Source organism: Actinospineispora eucalypti (genome assembly GCF_039543365.1).
Classification (GTDB): Bacteria; Actinomycetota; Actinomycetes; order Mycobacteriales; family Pseudonocardiaceae; genus Pseudonocardia; species Pseudonocardia eucalypti.
This window is the reverse complement of the sequence record NZ_BAABJP010000019.1, coordinates 129236-155224: the sequence shown is the minus strand read 5'-3', so window position 1 is coordinate 155224 and position 25989 is coordinate 129236. Positions and strand designations below refer to the sequence as shown.

At 70.7% G+C, this 25989-nt stretch carries 1 protein-coding gene (running past one end of the window); it reads right to left on the bottom strand.

The annotated features are described in order from the left end of the window. A protein-coding gene (locus ABEB12_RS20285) for an MFS transporter (protein WP_345702983.1) crosses the window boundary here: on the bottom strand, positions 1-25878 show its beginning. Its footprint begins 78732 nt before the window's first position; the window shows 25878 of its 104610 coding nt (coding positions 1-25878); its start codon is at positions 25876-25878; its stop codon lies beyond the left edge, outside the window. Positions 25879-25989 lie beyond the last annotated feature (111 nt).

Genomic DNA, 25989 nt, shown 5'->3' with positions numbered 1-25989 from the left:
GAGCCCGACCAGGGTGTCGAGGCGGTCGTCATGCGCTCGGCGCAGCTCCCACAGCTCCTCGAGCAGCGCCCCCTGATCTTCCTCGCGGTCCCGGACAGACCAGCGTCCGCCCGGGTGGAAGTAACTCAGGTGCCCGTGCACGCGCCCGAGCCAGGCCCGCACCTCGTCCAACACCCGCGCACGAACATCGTCGCCGAACAGCGCGGCCAGCCGAACCATCACCACGGCCTCGCGGACGGCGAACCAACTGAACAGCCGGAACCCGTCGGCAGCGGTGACCGCGGTCAGTCCCTCGTCGTAGCCCATCCCCCCGACATCCAAGATCCCGACATCTTCGACCTCGAGGACCTCCGAAAGCACCTCACGCCACTCGCCGGTCGGCGTTCGCCACGCCACGGAATCGCCCGAGTCAATGAAGCGGACGTTCACCTGGATGACATGCGGTTCGCCGTAGAACACCCCTGGGATCGGGGCGTCGCCGAACGGCCGGTCGATGCCGAGCCCGTGGCGCCGGATCTCGCCCTCCGGCTCCTCCAGGCTCGGCTGGTCGGCGGGAGCCCAGCCGAAGGTGGTGGGGAACCTTGCCGGCAGCCGCGATGGGGCCAGCCCATCGACCGACTGACGGATCGCGCGCAACATCGACAATGGGGCGACGCCGGACTGGAGGTCCGCCGCCTCCTGGGTACCTTCGCCGCCCCGTACTGCCTCGGCCGCCAGCAGCCACCCGACCAGGCCGTCGTTGTGCGCGTCGTGGCGCTTGCCGGTGTGCTCGGCGTGGTTGATGTGCAGGTCGCGCTCGTGGCGGAGGAACTCCAGCCACCAGTGGGCGAACCGGGGGTCGGCCGCGACCAGCTCGGATACCAGCTCGGCCACCCACCTGGGCACCAGGATCGCCGGCTTGCCGTTGGCGCGCCAACCGCTGCCGCCGACCAACCTACGGTCCAGGGGTTCTTCGTCGGTGATCACCACCCAGTCGGCCAGCCGGGCCAGGTCGTCCCGCTCCTCCTTGGTGAACTCCTCCGGCGCGACGTGCCCCAGATGTGCCAGCCCCGCCGCGCCCAGCGTCATACCACCGTCGATCAGCCGGGTCGCCTCGGCCTCCGGGAACTGCTCCTGGACCTGCTCGCCGGTCAGGTCGATCGCCACCCCGCCGCCGAACCGACCACCGTTGCCCACCCGCGCGCGTCCCGAGGGCTTCCGGTGCGGCCTCCGCTCCCTTTCGTAGGCACGAGCTAGCGCCGCTGCCACGACGCCGGGCGCCAACCTGAGTTTCCTGGTGATCTGTTCCCCGTGCAGGCCGTTGTCCCGCTCCGCGCGGATCCTCGGCATGTGCTTGTCGACGATCGCCCGGGCCTGCAGCTTCCCGAGCCGGGTGGCCTGCTTGTGATCCCGCTTTGGCAGCTTCGCGAACTTCCGCCTGACCGTGGTGAGGCTGACCCCCGGGCCCGCGTAGTAGGCGGCGATCATTTGGAGGCTCCAGCCCTCGTCGTACCGCCGCTTCCAGGTGGCCAGGGGCTCGGGCAGGTCTTCGACTCGAACCGGAGGCACCGGCTCGGCCTTGGCCGGTTGATCGGCCAGCGCAAGTATTGCGAGCCGGCGCCGCTTCTCCCTCTTGGTCAGCGGGATCCGGGACGGAGCGGCGGCCGCCAACTCCCCCAGCGCGGCCTCGAGGGGCTCGTCGGACTTCGCCAGATAAGCCATCAGCGCCAGCCGCGCCGCCGGCCAGCTACCCCACCGGTTCACCATCGCCGTCTCGGTCGGGATTCCCTTCCGCTGCCGGGCACGGGGCCCCTTTTGCTGCCCCTCCTGCCAACCGCGATAGATCCGGCGAGTCAACGTGGACGGTGGAACTCCCTCATCGACGGCGGCGGCGGCCATTTCGGCCAGCAGCTGCTCGTCCGTGTAGTGCCGAGGCGAGCGCGGCAGCAGGGCCGCATCGGTGACGTCCTCCCACCGGCCGATGTTCCTGCTGAGGTAGCTCGAGGAAGGAGCCATGCCGCTGGCCTCCCACATCTCCTTCGACGGGGTTCGGCGGTGTTTGATGGCCAGGTCCCACAACCGGGCCGCGTACATCCGTTCGTAGTCCGGGTCGAAGCCCCGTCCCAGGGTGGGGATGGCAACCACCGCCGCCCCGGCCAGCACCGCCGGGTGCGCACCCGCAGGCGCGAACAGCCACAACCCGCCAGTCACCAACGCGACCCCCGCCAGCCCGGCGACCACCGCCGGCGCGCTGGCGGATGCGGTGCGGCCGTGCTGCCGCATCTCCCGTCGGCGTTCGGTGAACTCCTTCGCCGAGATCTCCCCGTTGTCCAGCGCCATCGCGACGAGGGTCGGATCCAGCTCGAGCTTCTCGGCGATCTCCTCGCCCATGAGACCACCGCGCCACTCCGCGATCACTGCCGGCGCGACCTCCCGGGCGGCGTCCCAGTCCTGCATGGCGACGAGCCGCCGGGCCTCGGTGAGGTTGCGACTCGGCAGCTTGGCGAACCTCCGTTGGATGGTGGAGCGGGCGGCCCCGGTGTAGGCCGCGATCATGTACGTGCTCCACCCCAACTCGTTGTGCAGCCGCCACCAGGTGCCCACGGGCTCGTCCAACCCGTCGATCCGCTGGTGCGGCGTGGCATGGGCATGCGTCGACGGCTCGGTCGAGAACACCGGTCGGTTGGCCTTCGCCGCCTCCGTGAGTGGCTGCCGCGAGGGTGCCGATGCCGCCAACGCGCGCAGCGCGTCCCGGCGGTTCTTCTGCCGCTTGGGCAACAGCTTCTCCAGCGCCGCCAGCGTTCCGGGCCAGTCATCGAACGTCGCCCCGAGCGTCCCGACGGTCGGGATTCGCTTCCGGTGCGGCGTCGGCTGCCGCTTCTGCCAGCGCTCGTAGTCCGCACGGATCAGCTCGCTCGGGTCAATCCCCAGGTCCTCGGCGGCGGAGGCCACCTCGGCGAGCTTCTGCGTGTCGGTGTAGTCCTGTACCAGCGGGGGAAGGCCGACCTCGTTGAGCATCCCGGGCCATGGGCCGAACACCCGATTCACGGAGGCCACGGAAGGCGTCAACCCACGGTTGATCCAGACTTGGCTGGACGGCGAATGGCCCAGGTCGATGGCCAGGTCCCACACCTTGTCCGCGAGCGCGTCCGGGGAGTAGGCCAGTTCGTAGTCCGGGTCGTGTTCCGGCGTCGCGTGCCGCCGTGGCGAGGCCGATGGATGGGTCCTGTAGCGCACCCCTTCCTCGGAGCGGCGCTTCGGCAGCCCGTACCGGCTGAAGCCTCGGTAGAGCGCCTGGCGTGACTTCCCGACCATGGGGGCAACCGCGGCCATCGAAGGTGGGGTGTCTTCGCTGCTCCAATAGAAGCCGAATGCGTCCACCAACTCCTTCGGCACGCGCTGTTTGAGCAGTTGCGCCTGTACCGACCGCATCGAGTCCCGATTCCCGGCCAGGGTCTCGGCCACCTCGCGGGTCAGCTCGAGCCGCTGCTCGTCGAGCATGACGAACCGCGCCACGACGGCCATGCCCAGCAGCGCGTCCGCGTGCACGGTGTCGAACAGCGGCAGCAAGACAGCCGCCGTGATGCCGACCAGCCATACGATCCCGATGAACGGCCCCAGCCAGCTCCACCACCAATCCCGCCAACGGTCGTTTGCCACCCGATGGATCCGCTGTCGGTCGTACGTGAGGGTGAGTGCCGACGAGACGTCGGCGGCGGTTCGGGTGTCCGCCGGTTCGGCGCCCAGTAGCAGCGCCAGGAAGCTGACCCGCTGGGGGGAACCACGGTGGTCGAGTACGACGCCGATCCGCTTGGCCAACGAACGCTTGCGCTTCGGCTCGCTCGCGGAGTATTTCTCGCCGAGCGCTGTTGCCAGCCGGTCGTATGTCTTGGCCAGTTCACGGTTCTGGTACGGCGACGGCACGCCGAGCAACAGTGCCCTGGCTTCGTCGAGCAGCTCGGTGATCTCGTAGAGCTGGTTCCGCTGGTCCGCGGCGCCATGGACGAGTCGACGTTTGGCGGCCGCCAACAGCAGAGCGCCGTGCACGATCCTGGCTTGGTTGAGGAACCGAGGTGCCACGACTGACAGTTGCCCGGTCAACAGCGTGGCCTCGCCGAACTCGGTGAAGTGCCGGGCGCCCAGCTTGTGCAGTCGCACCGCCTCCCGGGCCAGGCTCGGCGCGATTTGTACCTGGCGCCTGGTCACGGCCAGCAAGGCGCCGTCATCCATGTCGGCGGCCAGACTGAGGTGGCTGCTCACCAGTGCCTGCGCCCATCCGTCGAATGTGCGCTGCCGCGTCAGGACGATCTTGGGTGCCTGCTCCGAGAGTGATTCGACCATCTCGCCGAGGTTCGCGTTCCGCATGAACACCTCAATGAAGTCGAGGTTCACGTTGTCCTCCGCCCACCAGTCACGGAGCAACGAGACCAAGACCGGATTGGTCCGCTCGATCAGCGACAGCGTTCGCTCGAACGCCGTCCGGTTCGGCTCGGCCATCCCAAGCGGGCCGGGGATCCTGTCCCACCGCCAGAGCAGCTGCGCAACCGCTTCGAACGCCCCGGCCGGCACCCCGGACCGGTGATCCAGCCAACGCTGAGGAAGGCGCTGGGTCACCCGGTCGTTGTGCTCCTTGCGAAGCTTGCGCAGCACGTTGACCAGCCTGCGGCGGTCGGCCTCGTGCTCTGCCGAGGTCGCGGGGCCGTGCGGGTGGTACCGGGCCTCGTGCTCGAGCACCAGCCGCCAGAACTCCCGGACCTCGGCCAGCACCCGCTTCCGATCCGGGCCGGCGAAGTCGACAATCTCCACGGTCTCCCGGAAGACCCGCTCGCTGATCAGACGCAGACCGTCGGCGGTGGTGAACGCGATCTGGCCGTCTAGCAGTTCCTCGGCCTCGCCGCCGTATCCGGCCGGGTACAGCAGCCTGACCTGGGTGTCCTCGCCAAGAATCTCTCGCTCGATCGGGTCGACGTGGGTGTCCATCGGCGGGCGGTGGGCCAGCTCGCCGGACTGGATCAGCTCCGCCCGCTTCGTCGCCCGAACGGGATCGTGACCGAACTCGGACAGCTCCCCGGGCGTACCGTCCCCGTTCTCGCGGCCGCGGCCGATCCAGTCACCGTCGGGGAGCAGCCCGGTGAATGCCTCGGTGTCGCTCGGCGCGAGGACGACCACCGTCGCGGGGGCCACGCCGCCGGCACGCCGCACGAAGTCGAGGATCTTCCGTGCGGCGGTGAGCGGGTCGGCCACCCCGTTGAGCAGGGCGAGCAGCTCGACGGCACCCGGCGACAGGAAGCGGGTGACGCCCTCCGTGACCAGGAAGACCCGGTCGCCCTTCCGCAGCGGGACGGTGTGTGCGCGCAGGGACGCCGCGTCCTCGGCCAGATCCTTGCTGAACGGCTCGGACGTGGGCCGGTTGACCTGGACGACTCCGTCGGCGGTGAGCACGAAAACGGCGGTCCGGCCGGTGGCCACCACCACCGCCTCGGACTGGCCGTATCCGGTTGGAACGATCAGCGCCGAGGCGTAGCTGGCCGCCGAGGTGGCGTACCGGTAGGTGGCCGGCACCGCCGAGACCATCCGCAGGGCCGCGCGCGCCGCCGTCTCCGCGCGCCACGCCGGCACGCCGAGCGCCGCCGGCAGCGAGCTGAGCGGCACGGCCGTCCCGATCTCGGCGGCGAGGTGCGCGCCGTCCCACGGGCGGGCCGACCGGTGGTCCCCGGTGGCAACCGCGGCGGCGGTCACCGCGTCCCGGTTGCCCAGCACCGCCGCGTCGTACGAGCCGCCCCCCGGGCCAGCGTTGGTGGCCACCGCGCCGTTCCAGCCGATGCCGGAGATCGGGAACCCTCCGTGGTGGGGCTGGCGCGTACTGGCGATCGGTGCGTGGATGACGCCGCCGCCGGGCAGGTACACCGGTACGCCGAAGCCGACCGGCGCCGGCCGCATCTCGTCCAGCCGGTAGCGGCCCGGGCCCACCTCGGTCAGCATCATCCGGAGGTCGCGGATCAAGCTGCGGGTGTACATGGCCGGGGTCAGCGCGACCGGGCGGCCCGTGGTCGCCCGGACCAGCCCCTCGGTGAGCTCGACCGAGCTATGGCTCAGCTCCGCGAGCACCGCCAGCAACCACTTGGCCCGGTCCAGCTGGTCCAGCGCGGTGGGCAGCCATGCCTGGGCCTCCCGGGCGATCCGGGCCAGCCGCTCGCCCTCGATCACCAGCGTGTCGCCGGATTCGAACGTCAGCTCGAGTCCCTCGGCGAACGGCCACCCTCGGGCGGCGTCAGCCGAGGCCCGCAGCGTGTCCAGCCGCCCCAGCGCCGAGCCCAGCCGTGCCGCTGGCCCGTGGCGCAGCACCCCGGCAGGCAAGCGGGCCATGGCCAGCTCGGCCTCGGCCAGCGCGAAGGCCAGACGGTACACCGCATCCGCCAAGCGTTCCTGGTCGCCGCCCTCCCGCTGCCGCTCCGCCTCGGCCAGCAGCTCGAGGGCCACCACCATGGCGAGGGTGTGCACCTTGGCGCCCTCCCGCTGAGCCGGCGCGCGGTCGTGGCGCGGTCCTTCGCTCTGGCGCTGGAAGCGCTGGTGAGCCTCGGCGGCCCGCGCGTTCAGTTCCGCGCGCAGCCGCAGGCGCACCTGGTCCGGCAGCCGGCCCGGCTCGAGCAGCTCCCGGTCGAACCGTTCGATCAGGTCGCGGAAGTGGATCGCCAGCCGCTGGAAGCCGGGTTTGTCGGCGAAGACCGCGGCCAGCCGTGCCCGGTCCAGCGGTGCGCGGGTCACGTCGAGTGCCCACCGGGCCGGGTCCCGTTGAGCGAACTCGGCGCGCTCGCTGGCCATGCGGGCGGGCAGCCAGCCGGCGCGTCCCTGGACCGGCGCGTCTACGGTCCGGACGACCAGTTCGGCGAGGTACTCCGCCTGTTGCGGGGTGAGATCGTCCCTCAGCCGTGACACGACGATCTGCCGCAGCGCGCCAATCTCGTCGGACAGGAAGATCCGCGACTCCACGTTCCGGTAAGGCTCCCAGCGGCGCTCGTCCGGGATGCGCGAAGGGAGTACCTCGGTCACCGACGTGATCGGCCTGCCGGTCTCGGCATCGACCAGCGGTTCGGCCAGCCAAAACAGATCCTCGTTCGGGGCGCGCATATACCGAGGCGCCTGGCCGTGCAGCACGGCGACGGCTTCTCGGGCGAGCTCCTGGAGCTTGCGGTACTCATGAGCGAACGGGCTGATCGGGGGCGGCGTCCGCCGCAGCCGTAGGTCCAGGTCGGAGGCCATGTGGCGCCGCTCATCCGGGGTGACCGGGCGGGCGTTCTGGATCGCCGCCCGCCAGGCCGCCGGGTCGATCCTGATCGACCCAGCGCCGAACACGGCGGCGGCCGTGCCAACCACCGCGCCGGTGGGGCCGGCCCCGAACAGCGGCAACAAGACCGCGACCACGGCCGCGGCCAGCCACATCGCCCGGACGAATGCCCTCAGCCATCGCCAAACACGCCAGCCAACGCCGTCACGCCGATGGATCCGCATCTGGTCGGACGACACGGTCAGCGACGGCGAGCCTCCGGCGGCGGACCGAACCTCGTCCTCATCGGCACCCAGCAGAAGCGCCAGGAAGCTGACCCGCTGGAGGGAGCCGCGGTCGTCGAGTATGTCGAGGATCCGCTCGGCCAACAGGTGGTCGCGCATCGGGTCGATCGCGGCGTACAACTCGGCGAGGCGTGTGCTCAGCCGGTGGAGCTGCGCGGTCATTTCTCCGTGCTGATACCCGGTGGCCAGGCTGAACCACAGCGTCATGGCCGCGTCGACTTGCTCGGTGACGTCGTAGAGCCGGCTTCGTTTGTCCGCGAAACCGAGTTCGGTGAAACCGTGAACGACTCGCCGCTCGGCCGCCGCCATCAACAGGTTTGCATACACAACCTTGACCCGGTCGACGAGTTGCGTGGCGGCCGAGGACAGCACACCGGCCAGCAACGCGACCTGGATATCGACCGGTTCGGCACGGTGCAGCCAGACCGCTTCCCGCTCGAGCTGCCTGGCGGTCCGTACTTGGCGCCCGATCGCGGACAACAACTCGTCGTCGTCCATGTTGGTGGTCGTGGTCAAGCGAATGCTCAGCAGCGCCCGCGCCCACGCGCTGAGCTGTCCTGTCATGACCCGGAAGATCATGGTGGTGTTGTCCGCGATGAACTCGGTAACCGTCTCCCCGAAGCCACCGTTCGCCAACCGGCTGACTATGAAGTCGATGCTGGCGCGGTCCTGTTTCCGCCATGCGCGCAGCGTTGCGGTCCAACCCGTATCGACCATCTCGAGCCCGGCCAGCGCTTCTTCAAATACCGCCGGATCACCTGGGACCTCACCCAGCGCGCTGAACTGCTTGCTCCACTGCCAGAGCAGCTGGGCGGTCCGCCGCAACGTCTCGGGGCCCGGCCCGGCGCGATCGTCCAGCCGCCGCTGTGGGACCAGCCGGAGCACTCGCTCAGCGTGGCCAGCGCGCAGTTCGTTCAGCTCATCGACCCGTTCGCGCCGGTCGGCCTCGTGCTTGCGTGAGGTGGCCGGGCCGTGCGGGTGGAACCGGGCCTCGTGCTCAAGCACTCCCCTCCAGAACGCCTGGACCTCCTCCAGCACCCGCTGCCGGTCATCTGGGAAGAACTGACCGACGAACTCGACCATGTCGGCGGTCTCCCGGAGGACCCGCTCGCTGATGAAGCGGGAACTGTCGGGGGTGGTGAACGCGATCTGGCCGTTGAGCAGTTCCTCGGCATCGCCGCCGTGCCCGGCCGGGTACAGCAGCCTGGCCTGGGTGTCCTCGCCGAGGATTTCCCGCTCGATCGGGTCGACGTGGGTCTCCAGCGGCGCGCGGTGGGCCACCTCGCCGGTTTGGATCAGGTCGGCCAGTTTCGGTGCCCGACCGGGATGGTGGGCGAGCTCGGACAGCTCACCTGGGGTGCCGTTGCCCCCGGTGAAGGACCGGAGGGCGCCCAGCTGCCTGAGCCACTCCTGCCACTGCCGCGACACAGCGCGAAGCAGGAAGAGCCGCTTGACCCGCTGGTCCCGCGGATTCGCGGGATCGGCCTCCCTGCCCATCAGGCCGAGGGCCTCGTTGGTCCGCCTCTCCCTGGTCTCCTCGTCGGCCAGCTTCTTCGCCAGCTTGGTGGCGTCCAGATCGGCCGGCGACAACGCCAACAGGCGCCGCAAGGTCACGGCCAGCAGCACGGCGTCCTCGGAGCCGGGGGTGGCGGCCCGCAGGTCCTTGCGCCCCTCGGCGAACAAACGGGCCAGCAGCTGCCGGACCGGATCCGGACCCGGCAGGAACCTGGCGAGCGCCTTCGGGTCCAGCGAGCGCTGGCCCACCGGGCCGAGGAACTCCAGGGAATACTGCTTGACCAGCTGTTCCTTCCGCAGCTCGTGGGCGGCGCGCAGCCTGGCCAGCATGTCGAGCAACACCCGGTGTGCGTGGGTGTGCTCGTCGAAGTCGGCTGGGTCGTGCGCCAGCACCAGCCGCCAGAACGCCTTGACCTCGGCCAATACCGGCTTGTACAGGTCAGGGAGGAGCTTGGCGAGCCGCACCATCTCCTCTGTCTCCCGCACCAGGTCGCCGTTCAGCAGCCGCTCACCGGCGGCGGTGGTGAACGCGATCGTGCCGTCCAGCAGGGGCGCAGCCGAGTGATCCAGCGGGCTGAGGACCAGCCGCATCGCCGGTTTCAGGCCCATCACCCGGTGCTTTTGGCGGCTCAACAGCAGCTCATCGTCCGCGATCGCGGACTCCAGCGCGCTGAGGCGCCGGTCGGCGAGCTCCCCGGGGACGATGTCCTCTGGCAGCGCGCCGAGGTAGTCGAGGGCGCGCAGCATCCCCAGGGTCCACCTGGTGTACGCGTCGCGCTCGGCCATGCCGATCCTGCCGGTGGCGAGGTCGTGCGCGTACTCGATGACCAGCCGCTTCTGCGCCCCGTTGAGCCGCTGCCAGCGGGATTTGAGCACGGCGATCTTGTAGCCCTGGGGGCCCACGCCCAGCAGTGGGTAGGCGTACAGGTTGCCGGTCACCGTTGCGCCGGACATCGATCTGGGCCGCCGCGAGTCGAGCCGCCGTTCGAGCTCCTCGTCGTCGTATATCTCCACGTCTGGCCGGGGGCCGCGGTCCTCGTCCCAGCGGTACTCGCCCGGCCCAACCGTGCCCCTCGGCCGCATGTGGCTCAGTTCGACCGAGACGGGAATCCCCCAGGTCACCTTCCAGCGCCGGGCCAGCGCGCGCTCGTGGCCGCGGGCGGCGCGGAGGAAATCCGACACGGTGCCGGCCGGCACCAGCTCGACTCCCGACCGGCCGGACTTGTCCCATCGGCGAGATTCGCCCTCCGTCGGCGAGTGGTCGACCCAGCCGTGGGCGCTCACCAGGCCGGCCCAGACCGGACCGGCGGCGACGGCCACGCCACCGACCAGACCGCGCCAGCTGGGCGCGTTCACCACGGCCGCGCCGGGCCAGATCCTGGGGGCCAGCTCGGCGTCAACCGAGCCGAACATGATGGTTGACCAGACGGGCCGGCCATCCTGGTCGGCGTCCTTGGCGTAGAACATCGCCACGACCGTCCCCGGGGCGAGCTCCCCGGTGGCGAGCTCGACGCCGGCGGGAGGTCCAGCGAGCCCAGGTGCCCGTGCCCGGGCGAGGCCGCGGGGGTAGTCGATGCCGGACCAGTCCAGGTCGGCCGGGTGCCCGTTGAACCGCAGGGTCCGCAGATCCTCCGCGTAGCCCACGGCCACGTGGGCGGCGGTGATCACGTCGCCGTCGTCAGTCCGCATGCCGAGCGCGCTGTACCGCCACGGGTGGCCGGCGAAGCGGTAATCGGGCGTGATCACGGCGACCATCGAGCGCTGGGCGGTCCGGACCGTCGCCGCGTCCAGCCCGATGCCGGGTAGTGACACCGCCAGCGCCAAGGCCCGGTCACTGTCCATCCAGTACCGGTCGTCCTTGCCAGGCATCGCCCGGTGCAGGGTCGCGGACAACCCCACCGGCAGCTCCAGACCGCTCAGGCCGGCCAGGTCGGGGTTGACCAGCAGCTCGCCCAGCCGTCGGACGCTTTCGCGGTCCGGCGAGGCGGCGATGGCGGCCAACACGGCGAGGTCGAGGTACGCCGTGCGCGTGGTCCGGTCGGTCTCGCGGCCGTCGACCAGGTCGATCACCGGGTCATCGGTCCAGTGCAGCAGCACGTCCGGGTGGCCGCCGTAGAGCTGCGCGTACCAGGCGTGTCCGGCGATCGCGACGACCCGCGCCAGCCCGACCTCGCGCAGTCGCGCCTCGTCGATGCCGAACAGCTCCGCCACCTGGGCCGGGGCCAGCGACACCACGACCGGCGGACGCCAGCCGTTCGAGTACCGGTCCACCGAATCGGTGGCGGTCTGCCACCCCTGCACCTGTTCCTCGGTGACTCCAGGGGCCGTCGGGCCGGCCAACATCAGTGCGCGTCCCCGCCCGTCGGCCGTCGCGGCGAGGTGGACCGCGTTCACCCGCTGGGTCACCGTGGCCAGCACGCTCGCGATATCGCGGACCAGGTCCTCGGTGACTCCCCCGGCGCGCAGCCGATTCAGCGCGTCGTCGGCGTCCGCGTCGTGGTTGGCGGGTGTGGCGCGCAGTTCGTGGGCGATCACCGCGGCCTTCTGCTCGTCACTGAGCAGCGGCCACCACATGTCGGACACGTAGATCGTGCGGCTGCCGTCCGCCTCAACCAGGGTGTAGGCGATCAGGTTCGCGGCTACCAGCGCGCCGGGCACGCCGGGCCGTCGGTCCTGCCGCCGGGCCAGCTCGGCGGCGGAGAACATCTTCAACCTGGGCGGCCCGCGCGCGTCGGCCCAGCCGTGCCCGTCCAGCTCGACCGCATCCGGCCCGGTCATGCCCCGGAGGTCGGCCTCGACGCCCGGCGCCCAGCGGGACTTCCACAGCCAGGCCAACGGGTGACTGTGCCCACCGCGCCCGGCGAGCGCCAGGCGCTGCTTGGCGATCTCGTCCCGCGCCGCGAGCAGGCGCTTGCGGATCTCTCCCGCCCGCCCGATGTCGCCCGCCGGACGGATCGCCACCAGCGCGTCGTTCACCCAGGAGGCCCACATGGCCAGGTTCGTCAGCATGGCTTTGAGATCGATCGAACGGCCGAGGCGGCCGATGGAGCGCATCGTCCTGATGGCCACACTCGCGAGGTCTTCGGCTTCGTCCAGCTCTGTGACGACATCGACACTCAGGTCCCGCGCCTCGTGCAGCTTCAGCAGCCTCTCCCGGCGCAGCTGCGCAATCTCCATCAGCTGGCCCAGGCCGCCGCCCCGATCTTCCAACACCTCGACGGTGTCCTTGAGCTGCCCGATCAGCCCGTCGACTGCCGCCAGCTGGGCGCCGAACCAACGATCGTCACGATTGGCGCGGTACCACGCCCACACGTCCTGGAGGGCGGAGATCCGCGCCGCTTCCTCCGGGGTACCGGCCACCGCGCGCAGCGCCTTGCGTTCCTGTGCGTACCAGTCGGCAAGCTGCTTTCCCGTCAGGCCCGAAAGGCGCAGCAACGCGTCGGGCAGGTTCGCCGCCGACCGCCGGTGCGGCCGACCCAGGGCCGCCTCCGACAGGTTCGCGAACCGCAGGGCCTTGTTCGCCTCATGGAGGACGCGCGCGTGATCCAGTAGCTCCATCAGGTCCTGGGTGTACCGCTCGTGCATGTCGATGTCGCGCGGGTCGTGGATTCGCACAAGCAGCCAGATGTCCTGCACCAGGCCGAACATCTGGTCGCGCTTGTCAGTGGACAGCAGGCCGGCGAGCTCGACCATGCGCACGGTCTCGCGCAGCAGGTCCCCGTTCAGCCACCGCTCTCCGCTCCTCGTGACCAGCGCGAATATATCGGCCAGGGTGTTCTCGAGGGACTCCCGGTACCCGGTCTGGAAGACCAGCCGCACCCCGGCGTCCCCGTCGGGTGCCAGCCCCAGCACCTCGTGCTCCCGGACGGGGGCGTCGTCTTCCTCCTCGGCCGTGTACGGCTCGCGCAGCCACAGCGAGCCGAGAGCGGCCCACCTCTCCAGCGGGCCGAGCCGGTTGACCAGCTGTTCCCGCGTCATGCCCGTGGGGCGTGCACCGAGGTAGTCGAGGTAGCGCAGGGCGGCCAGGGTCAGCTCGGCATGCTCGTCGAGGTCGGCGATGGGGATCTCGCCGGTGTACCCACCGACCGCGTGCCTGATGATCAGCGCCAGCTGCGCGGGGGTGTACCGCTCCCGCGCGGTTACGGGCAGGAATATCTGGCCGTCGGCCGCGATGTAGGCGATTTGGTTCTCCGCCACCTCGACGCCACGACCGACGCCCAACTGCCCGTCCAGCAGCTCGGCGTGATGGGTGGGCGAGATGAGGTGCACGGTCGGTGCGTCGGCGGGCGCTCCCCACCAGTCGTACTCGTGCGGCTCGAGCCACCCAACCCGCTCAGCCAGCGCCACCGTCGCCCCGACGACCGGACCCGAGGTCGCCGCCTTCTCCATGTCCCAGGCCAGCGAGTGAACACGCCCGTGCCGACCCCCCGGCTGCTGGAGCAGCCAACTCGGGAACACCATGCTCGCCAGCCCCATTGCCTGGGCCAGCCCCATTGCCTGGGCCAGGGAGGGTCCGAGGAGCACGCCGATGGCGGCCCCGATGGCCAGGTAGCGGATCAGCCGGATGATCGTGCGGAGCTGATCTCCCGGCCACGCCCTCGCGCCCAACCACGTCAACACGAACGCCACGGGAAGCACCACCACGGACGTGGGAGCCACCGACGCGAGCCATGCCGCGAGCATTGCCCCGTTGACCGCGGCCCCAACGGCCAGGAGCAGCAACCTCCTGGTACCGACGCCAGCGCCGGTACCGCCGTCCGTCACCCGCCGCCAACCCGGCCAGATCCGCTGTTTGCCCCGGAGCGGCTGGTGGGCCAGGCGCGACCCGGTGGCCGGCTTGATCGCGTCGGGGTGGCCGGCGATGTCGATGTCGATCAGCTCGCCGTTCCGGGTGATCCACGCCATCGACTCGTCCGCGGCCACGTGCAGCTTCAACCCATGGCGGTACGCCTTCGAAGAGTGCGGGCCGCGCAGCCGCTCGGCGATAAGCTGGTACGGCGTCAGGCCCAATGCCTCGGCCAGCGGCCGGACCTCTTCGGCCAGCTGGACGACCGCGTTCTGGAGCGGGTCCAGCCCGACAGCCCGGTCCGCGCCAAGACGGGTGCCGACGATGTAGTACGCACGAGACTCGTCGGGCAGCGCGAGCCGTAGCTTGCGCACCCCGTCCTCGGTCACCCGCTCGAACCCGGCCTTCTCCGGATCGGTGAGCACCTCATGGGGCAGCAGGTCGCGGGCCATCCGCAGCTGGTCGGCCAGCTGATGATCGAGCTCCCGGTCGGCCAGCGCGCCCTGTTGCCGCAGCTCGGCAAGGCGCTCCAACCACGACGCATCCAACAGGCCGTAGCGGGCCAGGATCGCCTGCTCCCGCTGGAGATCCTCGGTCATGCCGCCTCGCCGGTAGAGCTCATCGAGCACCTTGAGTACAGGCACGGTCACCACGAACTGGACCACGTCGAGCAAGCGGGACAGCGCGTACTTCAGCACCACGATCGCCACGCCGGCGCCGATGACCAAGCCCGAGCCCCAGGATGCCCACCCGGTCAGCCAGCTCGGCATACCGGCCACCGCGCCGAGCAGCGGCATGGTCAGGTAGCCCGTGTCCGTTTCGTCGTCCCACTCCGCGCCGAAGCCGGGGAATGCCTTGCGGAACATGTCATGGATCCGGGCCAGGGCTTGCTCCTTGGACGCCGCCCTGGCCTCCCTGGCCGCCGCGATAGCTGCCCGGGTCCCGTCCAGCCGAGCCGCCGTCGCATCGGCGTTCGCGCGCAGCTCGTCGAACTCCGGTCCCTCGGCGAACCGAGCCAGCAGCGGCGGGACGGCGGCCAGGGCGGCGTCCGCCGCATCGAGTTCGTGCCCGAGTGCGTGCCAGTAGTCCGCGACCTGAGTTTCGGCGCGCTCGGCCCAGGCATTGATCAGCCGCAGTCGCCCGGTGACCTCGTGCCGGACCCGCGCGGCCGGGTCTCTGAACAACCCGATGCCGAGCCCGGCGAAGATAGCAACCACCCACCCTTCGATGGCGAAGGCGCGCTCGGTGCCCAGTTCGCCGCGCGCCAGGATGGCGCCGAGCTCGCCGGTGGCGGGGTCGAACAACGGCGCTCCCGCATCCCTGGGATCGGCGGGCAGGTCGGCGAGGACTTCCGCGCCGGTCTCAAGCACGGCGCCGTAGCTGTGCCCCCATCCGCCGTCGTGGCCGGCGAGCAACAGCCGGTCCGACGTGGTGAGGGCGTCCCCGCGGAACCGTACCGGCGGTTTGTGCAGCCCGGGGACGTGTAGCAGGACGAGGTTGAGCCACGGCTGGGACGACATGGTGTCCTGTTGCAGGGCGACGACGTTCGCGATCTCCTTCGCTAGCGGCCCGAACACCGGCGTCGGCACGAAGACCGCGTCGTCCACCGGCAGCACGTTGTCGACCAGGAGATCAGCGGCGTCTGCCCCCCGGGCGATGTGTGCGTGGGCCACCACAAACTTGTCCGCGACCACGACCCCGTTGACCGCCATGCCCGAAGCGGTGGTGACCCGGACAGCCGAGGCCAGCGATTCGGTGAGCGCCTCGGCCATGGCGGGATCCGGCACCCGGTCGCCCGTGTCACCGAAGGTGAGCCGATCCAGGTCGCCGCGCCACAGAGACAGCAGCAGGCTCCGATCCTCGCCCAGCGGGGCGGCGTACACCCGCAGGTCGTCCATCGCGAACACTTCCCCGCCGTGCCGCCATGCCTCGGCGACCAGCTCGAAGAGCCCTTGCTCACCGGCCGGGTAGACCCGCGACCAGCGGTAGATGGTGGCGGCGAGATCCTGGCCGGATGCGCCGATGGTGAGCCTCCCGGCCGGCCCGTCGAGCTCCAGTACGGCCCGGGTGCCGGTCCACCCGAAGCGGAGCGCGGCGGACCGGGGGTCGTGCCCGGACACGGCCATCACGAAGGCGAGCGCGGCGTCAATGACCTGCTGTTGCTGGGGCAGCAGCTCACCCGAGGTGGTTTCCAGCTCGACCAACAGCTGCTCGAGCTCGTGGTAGCTCAGGACCGCCTTGTCCAACGCCTCCGACCGGCGCTCGTCGTCGGTGGCGCGCGCCGCATCGGCCAGGAAACCGGCAAACCAGTTGCGCTCGGTGTCGAAAAGCTCGATCAGCCGCTCCGGGCCGTCTCCCGAAGTGTTCCGCCGCCGTTCCACAAAGGTGGGCCACGCGGCGGTCATCATCACGCCCGTCCCGGCGACCCCGGCCGCGACCAGGGAGAGCGCCAGGAAGACGCCGATGGTCGCCCCGCCGAATACGTGGAGGACCACCTGGACAATCGGTTGCGGCCGGTTGCTCGGCACCGCCCCGTCGGTGGGGCCACGGGCCGCCAGCCGCTGCCAGATCAGCAACCCGACCCGGACCGCCGCCGCGACGGCGCCGGTCCACCAGAGCGCCTCCGACCCGAGCCAGCCACCCACCGCGAAACCGGCGAACACGCCAACCCCGGCACCGATCCGCGGCACCCACGGGTTGATCCGCGCGCCGGCACGCGGCGAGAGCTCCTCAGCCGCGCCGCCCGGAACCTCCGAAAGATCCGGCTCCGTCAGGGCGCGCACGGTGTCCGAGCCGTGTTCGATCAGGGCGGCCATCAGTTCCGGCAGGTCGGGTGTCCAGTCGACGCGCATCCGCATCGACTTGAGCCAGAGCTCGAGCTCGTCGACCAGCGGGTCCAAGCCTTTGGTGAACGCCGCCATGCCGGGCTCCTGAGCCTTGGTGACGGCCACCCGGTAGTCGTTCAGCTCATCCCGGACCGCCGCGGCCTCGAGGAACGCGTCGTTGATTTCCTCGGCGAGCAGGCCGGCCGCCCTGCCCAACCGGTGCACGGCCAGCCGAAGCACCCGATCGGCCCGGCCCAACACGCCAACACCGAGGACACCGGGCTGGACCAGGCTCAGCCATTGATCGTGCTGGTGCTCGGCCGCCGCCGCCACGATCCGCGCCCGGTCCCCGTCGTCCGGCTCCGCCCGCGCCGCCGCCGCGCGCAGCGCACCAATCGCCTCGGCCAGGGCGGCAAGCAGGCCAACGGCTACGTGCTCCTGGGCCTTGGTGCGCCGCGTACCCACCGGCGTCGGGTTCACGAACTGGTTGGCCGCATGAATGGCGTTGAGCGTGAGCTCGTCGACCCGGTTGATGAGCTGGCCCACAGCCGGCCCGGAGTGTTCCGAGGGAGTGGTGGTGACGGCTTCGATCACGGTCGGCACCGCTTGCGCGCGCGACAACGACCACTCGAGATTCAGCGCGATCATGCCCGAGGCGATGCGCAGCGTGCCCGCCTCGGTCGATCCCGCCGCCCAACCGCCTTCCTCATTGAGCTTGGCAACCGTGGACTTCAGGGCTTGGAAGTTGTCATCGATCACGCGGAGGGACGTCTCGTCCAGCCCTCGGGAGCGAAGGTTGGCGTGGACCACGGTGAGGTCGATCATGGCGTGGTTTGCCAACTTTCTCGCAATCGGGTGCCCTTCCCCGCTCTCGAGGTAGTTGGCGGCGCGGCTGAAGACGGCGGCGATGCGGTCGGCGGCGATCTGGATGTCGTCGTCGGACCTGGCGGCGGGCGCCTCGGTCGTTGCTGCCTCGCCCGGCGGGCCGGTGACCCGGGTCAGCAACCAGCGGAGGAACTTGCCTGCGGAGCTGCGCAACTCGGATACCAGCAGGATGACCACCAGCACGGCGGTGAGCGTGACCATGACGGCCGCCATGGGGTTGGTGGGCATCAGGCTGTGGAGCCAGTCGCTCGCCGCGGGCGCCCCGCCGACCAACACCCCCCAGTTGTTGTGCCGCGTTGCGCCCCCGGTGAGCGCTCGGCGCTGCTCGGCGATCACTCGCTGCAGTGAGCGGAGGTATCCGCGGATCTGCACCGCCCACCCGATCTGGCCCGCTGGTTCGATGCTTGCCAGGGCCTCGTCCGCTCGGCGGTCCCAGGTGGCCAGCGTGGTCAGGGCCTCGAAGAGGTCTATCGAGCCGCCGCCGAGCTTCATGAAGCCCAATTCCGTGAGGCCGTCGAACGCGAGCCGTTCGGCCTTGGCCAGCGGCTCCTTGATCTCGGCGCTCAGCTCACGCGCCTCAAGCAACCGCTGCGCGCGCTCCTCGTGCAACCGGAAGATCTCGAGCAGGTGGTCGTCCCGGCCCAACACGTCGATCGCATCGCCGATTCGCTTGTCCAAGCCCTCGATGGCCTCCATCTGGATGCTGACCGGCCACCGGCCATGCGGACTCCGCACCGCCGACGAGAGCGTCTCGAACAAATGTTCCCGATGGGCTTCGTGGATGTTTCGGAGCCTGCTCAGCCTCTCGCGCAACAGCCGGTTGGTCCGCTCGTGCGCGTCGAGGTCGCTTGGGTTGTGCTCGCGCACCAGCAGCCAGAACGCCCGCACCCGCTTCAACATCTCGTCGTGTGTGTCACGGGACAACAGGTCGGCGAGTGCGACCATGCGCACCGTCTCGCGCACCAGGTCCCCGTTCAGCCACCGCTCCCCGGAGCTGGTGACCAGCGAGATCATGTCGGCCAGGGTGTCTCGGACCGACTGTGGGTACCCGTCGTTCTGGAAGACCAGGTCTACCTCGTGCTCCTCGCCGGCCAGCAAGCCCAGCACATGGCGTTCCCGCACGCGGGCCGGCTTCGCCGCCTCCCCCGAGTCCGGCTTGCGCATCTCCAGCCCGCCGACCGCGTCCAAATCCTCCAGTATCCCGAGCCGGCCGGCCAGGTCTTCCCACGTCATGCCCTCGGACAGGTTGCCGAGGTAGTCGAGGTAGCGCAGTGCGTTCAGGGTCCATTCGGCGTGCGCGTCGTGGTCGGTGATCTCGCCGGTGTAGACGCCCCACTCGTGGTTGATGATCAGTGCCAGCTGTGCGGTGTTGTATCGCTTCCGCGCGGTGCCGGGCAGGAAGATCCGTCCGTCGTCGGCGGTGTAGGCCCTCAGGCGCTCGACCACCCGGACGCCGACACCGGCACCCAACCGCACATCCAGCAGCGTGGCGTGATGGGCGGCGTCGTAGAGGATCACGGTCGGCGCGTCCCTGGCCGCCTCCGACCAGTTGTGCTCGCGCGGCTCGAGTTTGCCGGTCCGTCGCGCCCGCCGCACGGTCGCATCGATGGCCGGCTCCCAGCCTTCCTCCAAGTCCGAAGCCAGCGGGTGTGCCCGGCCGCGCCGGTCCACCTTCGCCGAAGTCACCAGGCTTGCGATCCCCGTCACCACGGCCTTCAACCCGGCGGCCGTGTTCACGGCGAACAACGGATCCAACCCGAGCAACCCGGCCAGTACGGCCGCGCCCACGGCGCCCAGCGCGATCGCGGCGTAGAGCCGGTCGTCGGTCAGCAACCACTGCAGCCCGGCGATCGCGGTGACGGCAAGTATCCCGCGGTGATGGCCCAGCACCCGGGACACCCACTCCCAGACCGAGGCCAGGAACCCGAGCCAGGACCGCGCAGCCAGCAACACAACGGCCACCACGAGCACCGCGGCGAGGACCACCCGGACCGGAGTGGGCAGGTCCGTCCCCATCGGCAGGAACAGCACGAGCCGGGACAGCCGATCCAGTCCGCGCTCGGTCTCCGGGAAGGTGATCCCCCGCTGTGCCCACCCGCGGTGGGCGAGCCGCAGCAGCTCGGGTTCGAGCGCACCCAGCTCCTGGTCGTGGTAGTCGGCGAGGACGTTCAACTCTCGGCCGACCACCGCACCGTTCTCCAGGACCTCGACCACGGCCTGGCCGGCGACCAGCACCGGCTGGCCGCGAGCGTTGATGGCCTGGAACGCACCCTCGCGGGAGAAGTGGATCGGCAAGGTGCCGTCGGCGAGCAGGTTCCAGGTCAGTTCGTACCGCCCGGGCCGGCGGCCGACCAGGTCGATGAGGTCCGCCGGACCATTGAGCGCGGTGACGGTGATGCCTCGCACGGCCAGGTCTTGGCCGAGTCGCTCGGGGTACATGTTCCCGTGGCCGGCGGCCCGCGCGATGGCTTGCGCGTAGTCCGGGTCGGTCAGCGGCTCCAGCTCGCGTCCGGTGAACAGGCTGATGAGGTCTATCCGGTAGTCGCGGATCAGGTCAAGCCACTCCGCCCAGGTGGAGAAGAGCATGCCCAGGTGGAGGTTGGCGGCACGCTGATCGCTGAGGGTGGTGAGCGCGTCGGGAGCGGCCACGGTGACCTGCGTGGCCGCGACGAAGTCACGCGAGGTCACCCAGGACCCGGCGAGGGCCTCCTGACCACGCACCGCCCGGATCGCCAGAGCAGCCGCCACCTGTGACTCGGCCGGGCTCAGCCCGAGCCAGGGGGCGAACACCGTCTCGACCAGCACCGCGACCACCCCGGCCAGGTCGCGGACGTACACCCGAAGCGTGTCACCGTCCCGGTGGTAGCCCGCCAGCGCCGCCACCTTCAGCACCGGGTCCAGCGGCGGCGTGGACAACAGGCGGAACGACAGGTCGGGCATCGGACCGGTTCGGCCGAACTCGGCGAGCTGGTTGATGGTGCCTCGGCTCAGCTCTCCGCCCAGCAGGCGCTCGATGCTGGCATCCACCCATAGCCGGAACAACCTGACCAAATCGTCGTGATCGCCCGGCACGGGTGGATCCTCGTCCCAGGCGTCCTGCTGGTCAGCTAGCGCCTCGCTCTCTTCATGGGTCAGTTCCCGGCCGTCCAACTCCACGTCGGCCGGCGACAGCTCGGGCCTGATCAACGCCAGCGGCGCGACGATCCCCCGCTGGGGGACGTTGGTCGTCTCGCTGGTCGGTCGCGCCTGCCGCGCGCCACCCTTGCCGGTGGCCCGGTTCCGCTGGGCCTCCAGGGTCTCGCCGGTGATCCTGCCGAGGTGCTGGATCTCCCCCAGCCTGGTCACCAACCAGCCGCTTTCGTTGACGCCCAGGCCGGCCTCGCGGATCAGGTGATACAGCAGGCCGGCGTCGGCGGCGACCAGATCGCGCAGCACGGTGGGGCTGAGCTCCTCGCCCGATCGGAGGAATGCCTGCACCAGGGGCGGGAGAGTGGTGAGCTCCATCGCCGCGTCGCCGGGGGCGGAGCGTTCCTGGCCGAACAGCCACGGCCGAACCACCCCGTCGGCCCGGCGACTGCCCGGGACGTTCATCGGGTCCGGATTCAGGTGCAGCAGGATGTAGGTAAGGGCCACCAGCCGCTGCACGTCCTCACGCTGGAGGGCGCTGAGCGGGAAGACCCGGGGGTCAGGGAGGTAGCGCTGTGCCGCGCCGAGTCCGTTCGGCCCATGCCAAAGGATGGTCGGCGGGACCAGGTGTGGCCAGCCGATGACCTTGACGAGCAGGTACGCCACGATCTCCCGAACGGATCTCCCATCCGCCCACGGCGTGTTCTCCGGGTTCGGCATGGTGACCGCCACCGGACGGCCGTCGATGTCCACGCGTGACTCGCCGCCGTGGCCGTGCGGCATCTCGCGCAGCCGCGGGTTGCCGGTGGCCAGCTCGGCGCGCAGTTGCTCCTCGGCCGGGTCCGTCCCTGTGGTCCCGGGCCGGAGGGCCGCCGGGGTCTCGATGCGCAGCACTGCCCGGTTGAGCACCAGGTACCGGCTGTCGAAGGGGCTGCGGAACTCGAGGGCGTCGATGCCGCGCAGCGCCGCCCACACGCCGAGGTCCCGCAGCGGCGTGGCCAGCTGAGGCATCTCGAGCTGGAGTGCTCGTTCGATGTCGTCCTGTTGCGCGCGCCGCGCCCACTCGAACCGGACCACGTTCGCGCCCGGCGCCAGCAGCCAGCCCTCGAGCGGCCGCACACCAGCGTCCATCCCCTCGGCCGCGTCGCCCTGTCTGTCGCTGAACCCATATCCGCTGCCACCCCACGCGGCGACCTTGCCGGGGAACGGCCGGGCGGTGAGCATCGCCTCCACCATGGCGGCGGTGCCGGCGCCCGGGACGCCGTAGAACACCCGGGCGCCGCCGGTGGGCCGCGCCTCGGTCGGATCGATCAGCCTCGCCGGGCCGGCCATGCCCTGGGCGCGCAAGATCTCCCCCAGCGTGAGCCGCGGTGTCTCGCCGGTCATCTCGGCCAGCCGGTGCCCCCAGTCCCACACCCGCTGGCGGCGCTGCCCAGCCGGCGCCATCAGCTCGGACGCCGGTGGCAGCGATGGCAGCGTCGGCCGGACCGGCCGCCGGTGGCTCGGCACCCTGGCGTCGGCCAGCTCCGCCAGCTTGTGGTCGGCCAACAGCGACACGAGATTCGCGTCCAGCGCGCCGGAACGCAGCATCACCAGCGCGCGAGTGTCGATGAACAACCGATACCCGGCCGGGTCGGCGTACACCGGCTCGCCCACCAGCTCGAACAGGCCGTCGATCGCCCGGCCCTCGACCAGTTCCGCGTCCCACAGCTGCTCGATCGGCCGGTCGAGCAGCGCGGCCACCTCGAAGGTCTCCAGTGACTCCCGTGCGGCCGTGAAGTCCAGCAGCGTGGCGATGACGTCGACCAAGGCGGGGTCCACGCCGAGCCGCCGCAGCTCGGCCAGGGTGTCGGCGGTGTCCGCGGCGTGGTCGACGACCGTTCCGTGCCGGTGTGCCCGAACCTCATGCGCGAGCGCCACACCGCGCTGCTCGGGGGTCAGCCGGTTCCACCAGGCGTCGAGTACCAGCACCCGCCCGGTCCTGGTGGTGTGCGCCATGGTGCTCGCGATCGCCCGGTGGGCGTCACGGGCGGTCAACCCATGTACGTTCCGCGCCAGTTCGAAGAGCTCCTCGGCCGAGGCCAGCCAAACGTCGCCGGGCCGGGCCAGGTTCAGGTCCGAGGGCCAGGTGTACTCCCCGGCCTCGATCTTCCGCCCCAGCGTCACCTCGCTTGCGGCCCGCTCGATCGGCGCTTCCGAGGCCGGATCGGCGTGCCAGGTGAGGTTGCCGGCATGGCCGTACGGGCTTGCTCCGCGGTCATCGCGTACGAAGGCGGCCAGCATGGTCAGCGCACCGAATCCGACGCTGTAGATGACGTCGAGGGCGTCGGCCACGCTGGGCGGGGCGGCTTTGTTGCGGAACTGCTCGATGATCGGCTGGATGAGCCACTGGGTCTCGCTGATCGTGTTGATCAGAGCGGTCACCAGGAGCGCAACGGGGAACCACCAGAGGTAGAAGCCGCGCAGCCGCGTGCCGGTGAGGTACTCCCGGCCGGTCCGGCGCTTCTCGATCTTGCCCTTGAGCCACGCCGCGGCCAGCGCGACCAGGGCGCCGCCCAGGAGGTTCCCTACGTGGTTGAACAGATCGAACGGTCTCGGTCCCAGGTTGCGCAGGCCCGGCGAGACCAGTAGCCGAAGCGCGAGCGCGCCGAACAGGATCCAGATGAGCGATCTGGCGTCGAGCGTGTAGCGTTCGCCGTCCCGAATCGAACGCAGCTTTGCACGGTACAGCCAGCCCAGCCCGCCCACACCGATGATCACGCCGGCCATGTACAGCGCAACCCTGCCCCAGTCGACGACCAGCGCACCCGCTTGGACCGGTGGCGTGCCGTCGACGAGCGGCGCGCCGTAGGCGGTAGCCGCGGCCGCCAGCAACCCGCCGGCGGTCAGCCCGAGCACGGTCACCGCGCGAGCCACCTGCCGGCCGAAGCCCGCCCGGACCCGCCCCGGTTGCTCGGGGTTCAGCTGCTTGCGCGACAAGGTGTCGCCGAGGCCGGTCGGTCTCGCTGGCGCGACCGTGCCGGCGGGTTCGTCCACGGTCAGCCCGGCGGCGTGCGCGGCCAGGATGACGACCTTGGCCGAGGCGCCCAGCCACTGAACCAGCTGGTCAACTGTGGTCGTCCCAGGGTAGGCGTGGTGCGTCCGCGCGGTCACCCACGGCTCGAGCCGCTCGGCTTCGCGCATCCGCGCCGAGGTCTGGCTCGGCGTCTCGAAGGTGGCGGATACCGCCTCGAGGTACCGACGCGACGGCGGCGCCAACACGCCGAGCAACCGCCACAGCCACGGCGGCGCCCGCTGCTGGATCAGCGACCACGACCACATCACCCGCAGCGCCGCGACCAGCGCCACTCCGAGGACCAGCACCCCGGGGATCTGGGCGGCGTTCGCCCCGTTGGTGAACAGCAGCAGCTCCAGGGAGAGCTCGACCGCCACGGCCGCGATGCCGAACAGCCCCGCGCGCCACGCGTTCGGCAACGGCAGCGCCCAGTTGCCGAGCACCGACCGCAGCTCGGCGGCGATACCGGTGATCTGGCTCCACAGGCTGGCCGTGGTCGGGCCGCGCTTGCGGAGGTAGCCCAGCACGAACGCGGTCACCCCGGCCAGCACGGCACCGCTGATGATGGTGGCGGTCGGGCTGGCCAACCACATCAACCCGCCGGCGACGACGATCATCGCGCCGTCGTCGAGCACGGTGGTGATCCGTGGCCCGCGCATCCGATGCGCCAGGTTGCGGATCTCCTTGATGAACGAGTTGACCGCCTGGTAGCCGATGTCGACCGCCATCGAGGCGATGGTGATCAGCACCGCACCCTTCAGCCAGTGGCCGGCCAGCGCATCACCCAGGAATCCCTTGCCGCCGGCGCGCTCGGGCAGCGACAGCCGGGTGAGCCACGACCAGTGGCCGAGGTCGAACAGCCCGATGGTAAGGAACCGGCCCCACCGGCGAGGCAGGCTGTTCACCGTCGGGTCCAGGGCATCCCGGTCGCCGGCGGCCAGCCGGGGCAGCTTGCCGGCGAAGATGAACCCGACGTGCGCCGCCGCGAACGCGATCGACTCCCAGAACACCCACGCGGTCATCTCCCCGACCGGCACGTTCGCGTGCAGGGACAGCACGAACGTCGCCGTGTACCCGCCGTACAGGCTCAGGTACAGCCAGCGGGTGTTCTCGATCCGCTCCGGCAGATTCCCGGGCAGCGCCCCGCGCAGCACGGAGAACACGCCGCGCAGCAGCATCCCCATCGCCGAGGCGAGCGGAAGCACCAGCCCCCACACCGGTCCCGCCGCGATCGCCAGTGCCGCCGAGAGGCTGCCCACCAGCCACACCGCGCCGCGCACACGGTGCGCCACCGTATTCGCGCCGGCGGTAGTGATGGTCAGCGCACCGCCGATCACCAGGTTGCCCGCGATGATCCCGGCGGTGAGCGCCGAGCCGGTGAGCGCGAGGCCGGCCGTGTAGCCGGTGTAACCGGCGATGCCGAGCAGCAGCACCGCGAAACCCCGCTCCAGGACCGGCAGCGGGAGTTTCGCCTTGATCTGCTTGCCGATCAGGCCGGCGATGACCGCGGCGGCGGCGAACGGCCCGATTACGCCCCAGTCCAGTGCGCCCAGCTGATCGAATCGACTGGTCAGGCCGCCGAGGGCGTTGATCGCGGTGACCATGACGACGGTGTCACCGGCCGCCTTGAAGTCCATGATCCTGGCGAGCACCAACGCCGGGATGATCATGAACGCGCCGCCGACGCCGAGCATGCCGGTGAGCAGCCCGGCGACGGTGCCGATGAGCACGATCCGCGCCAGGCGGGTCTTGCCGGTGACCAGCGCCAAGTCGGTGGACCGTTTGGCGCCGGCCCAGGTCTTGACCGCCGCCCAGCCCATCAGCACGGCAAGCGCCAGCTGCGGGCCGTAGGCGTTAACGTTGGTGGCGAGCAGCCCGCCCAGGGTGGCCGGTAGGAAGCCGATGACCCCGAGCAGGGCGCCGGTACGCCAGTCGACCTCCTGCTTGCGCAGCCCGTGCCGAGTGTTGAATAGAGCGACCGCGACGACCACGACCAGGGTGCCCGTGGTGGCGTGCGCCACGGACTGGTCGAACAGCCCGGTCAGCGCCGGGTTGGCCACCAGCGCCCCGCCGGCGCTGAACACGCCGAGCACCGCGCCGACCACGGACCCCATGCCGAGCACGGCGGCGGTGGGCACCGGCAGTACGCCAGTCCAGACCGCGATGACGGCGGCACCACCGACCACTCCGCCGGCAAGCAGGCCGAGCCTACGAGGCGACCGGAGCTCGAGGGTGAGGCCACCGCCCAC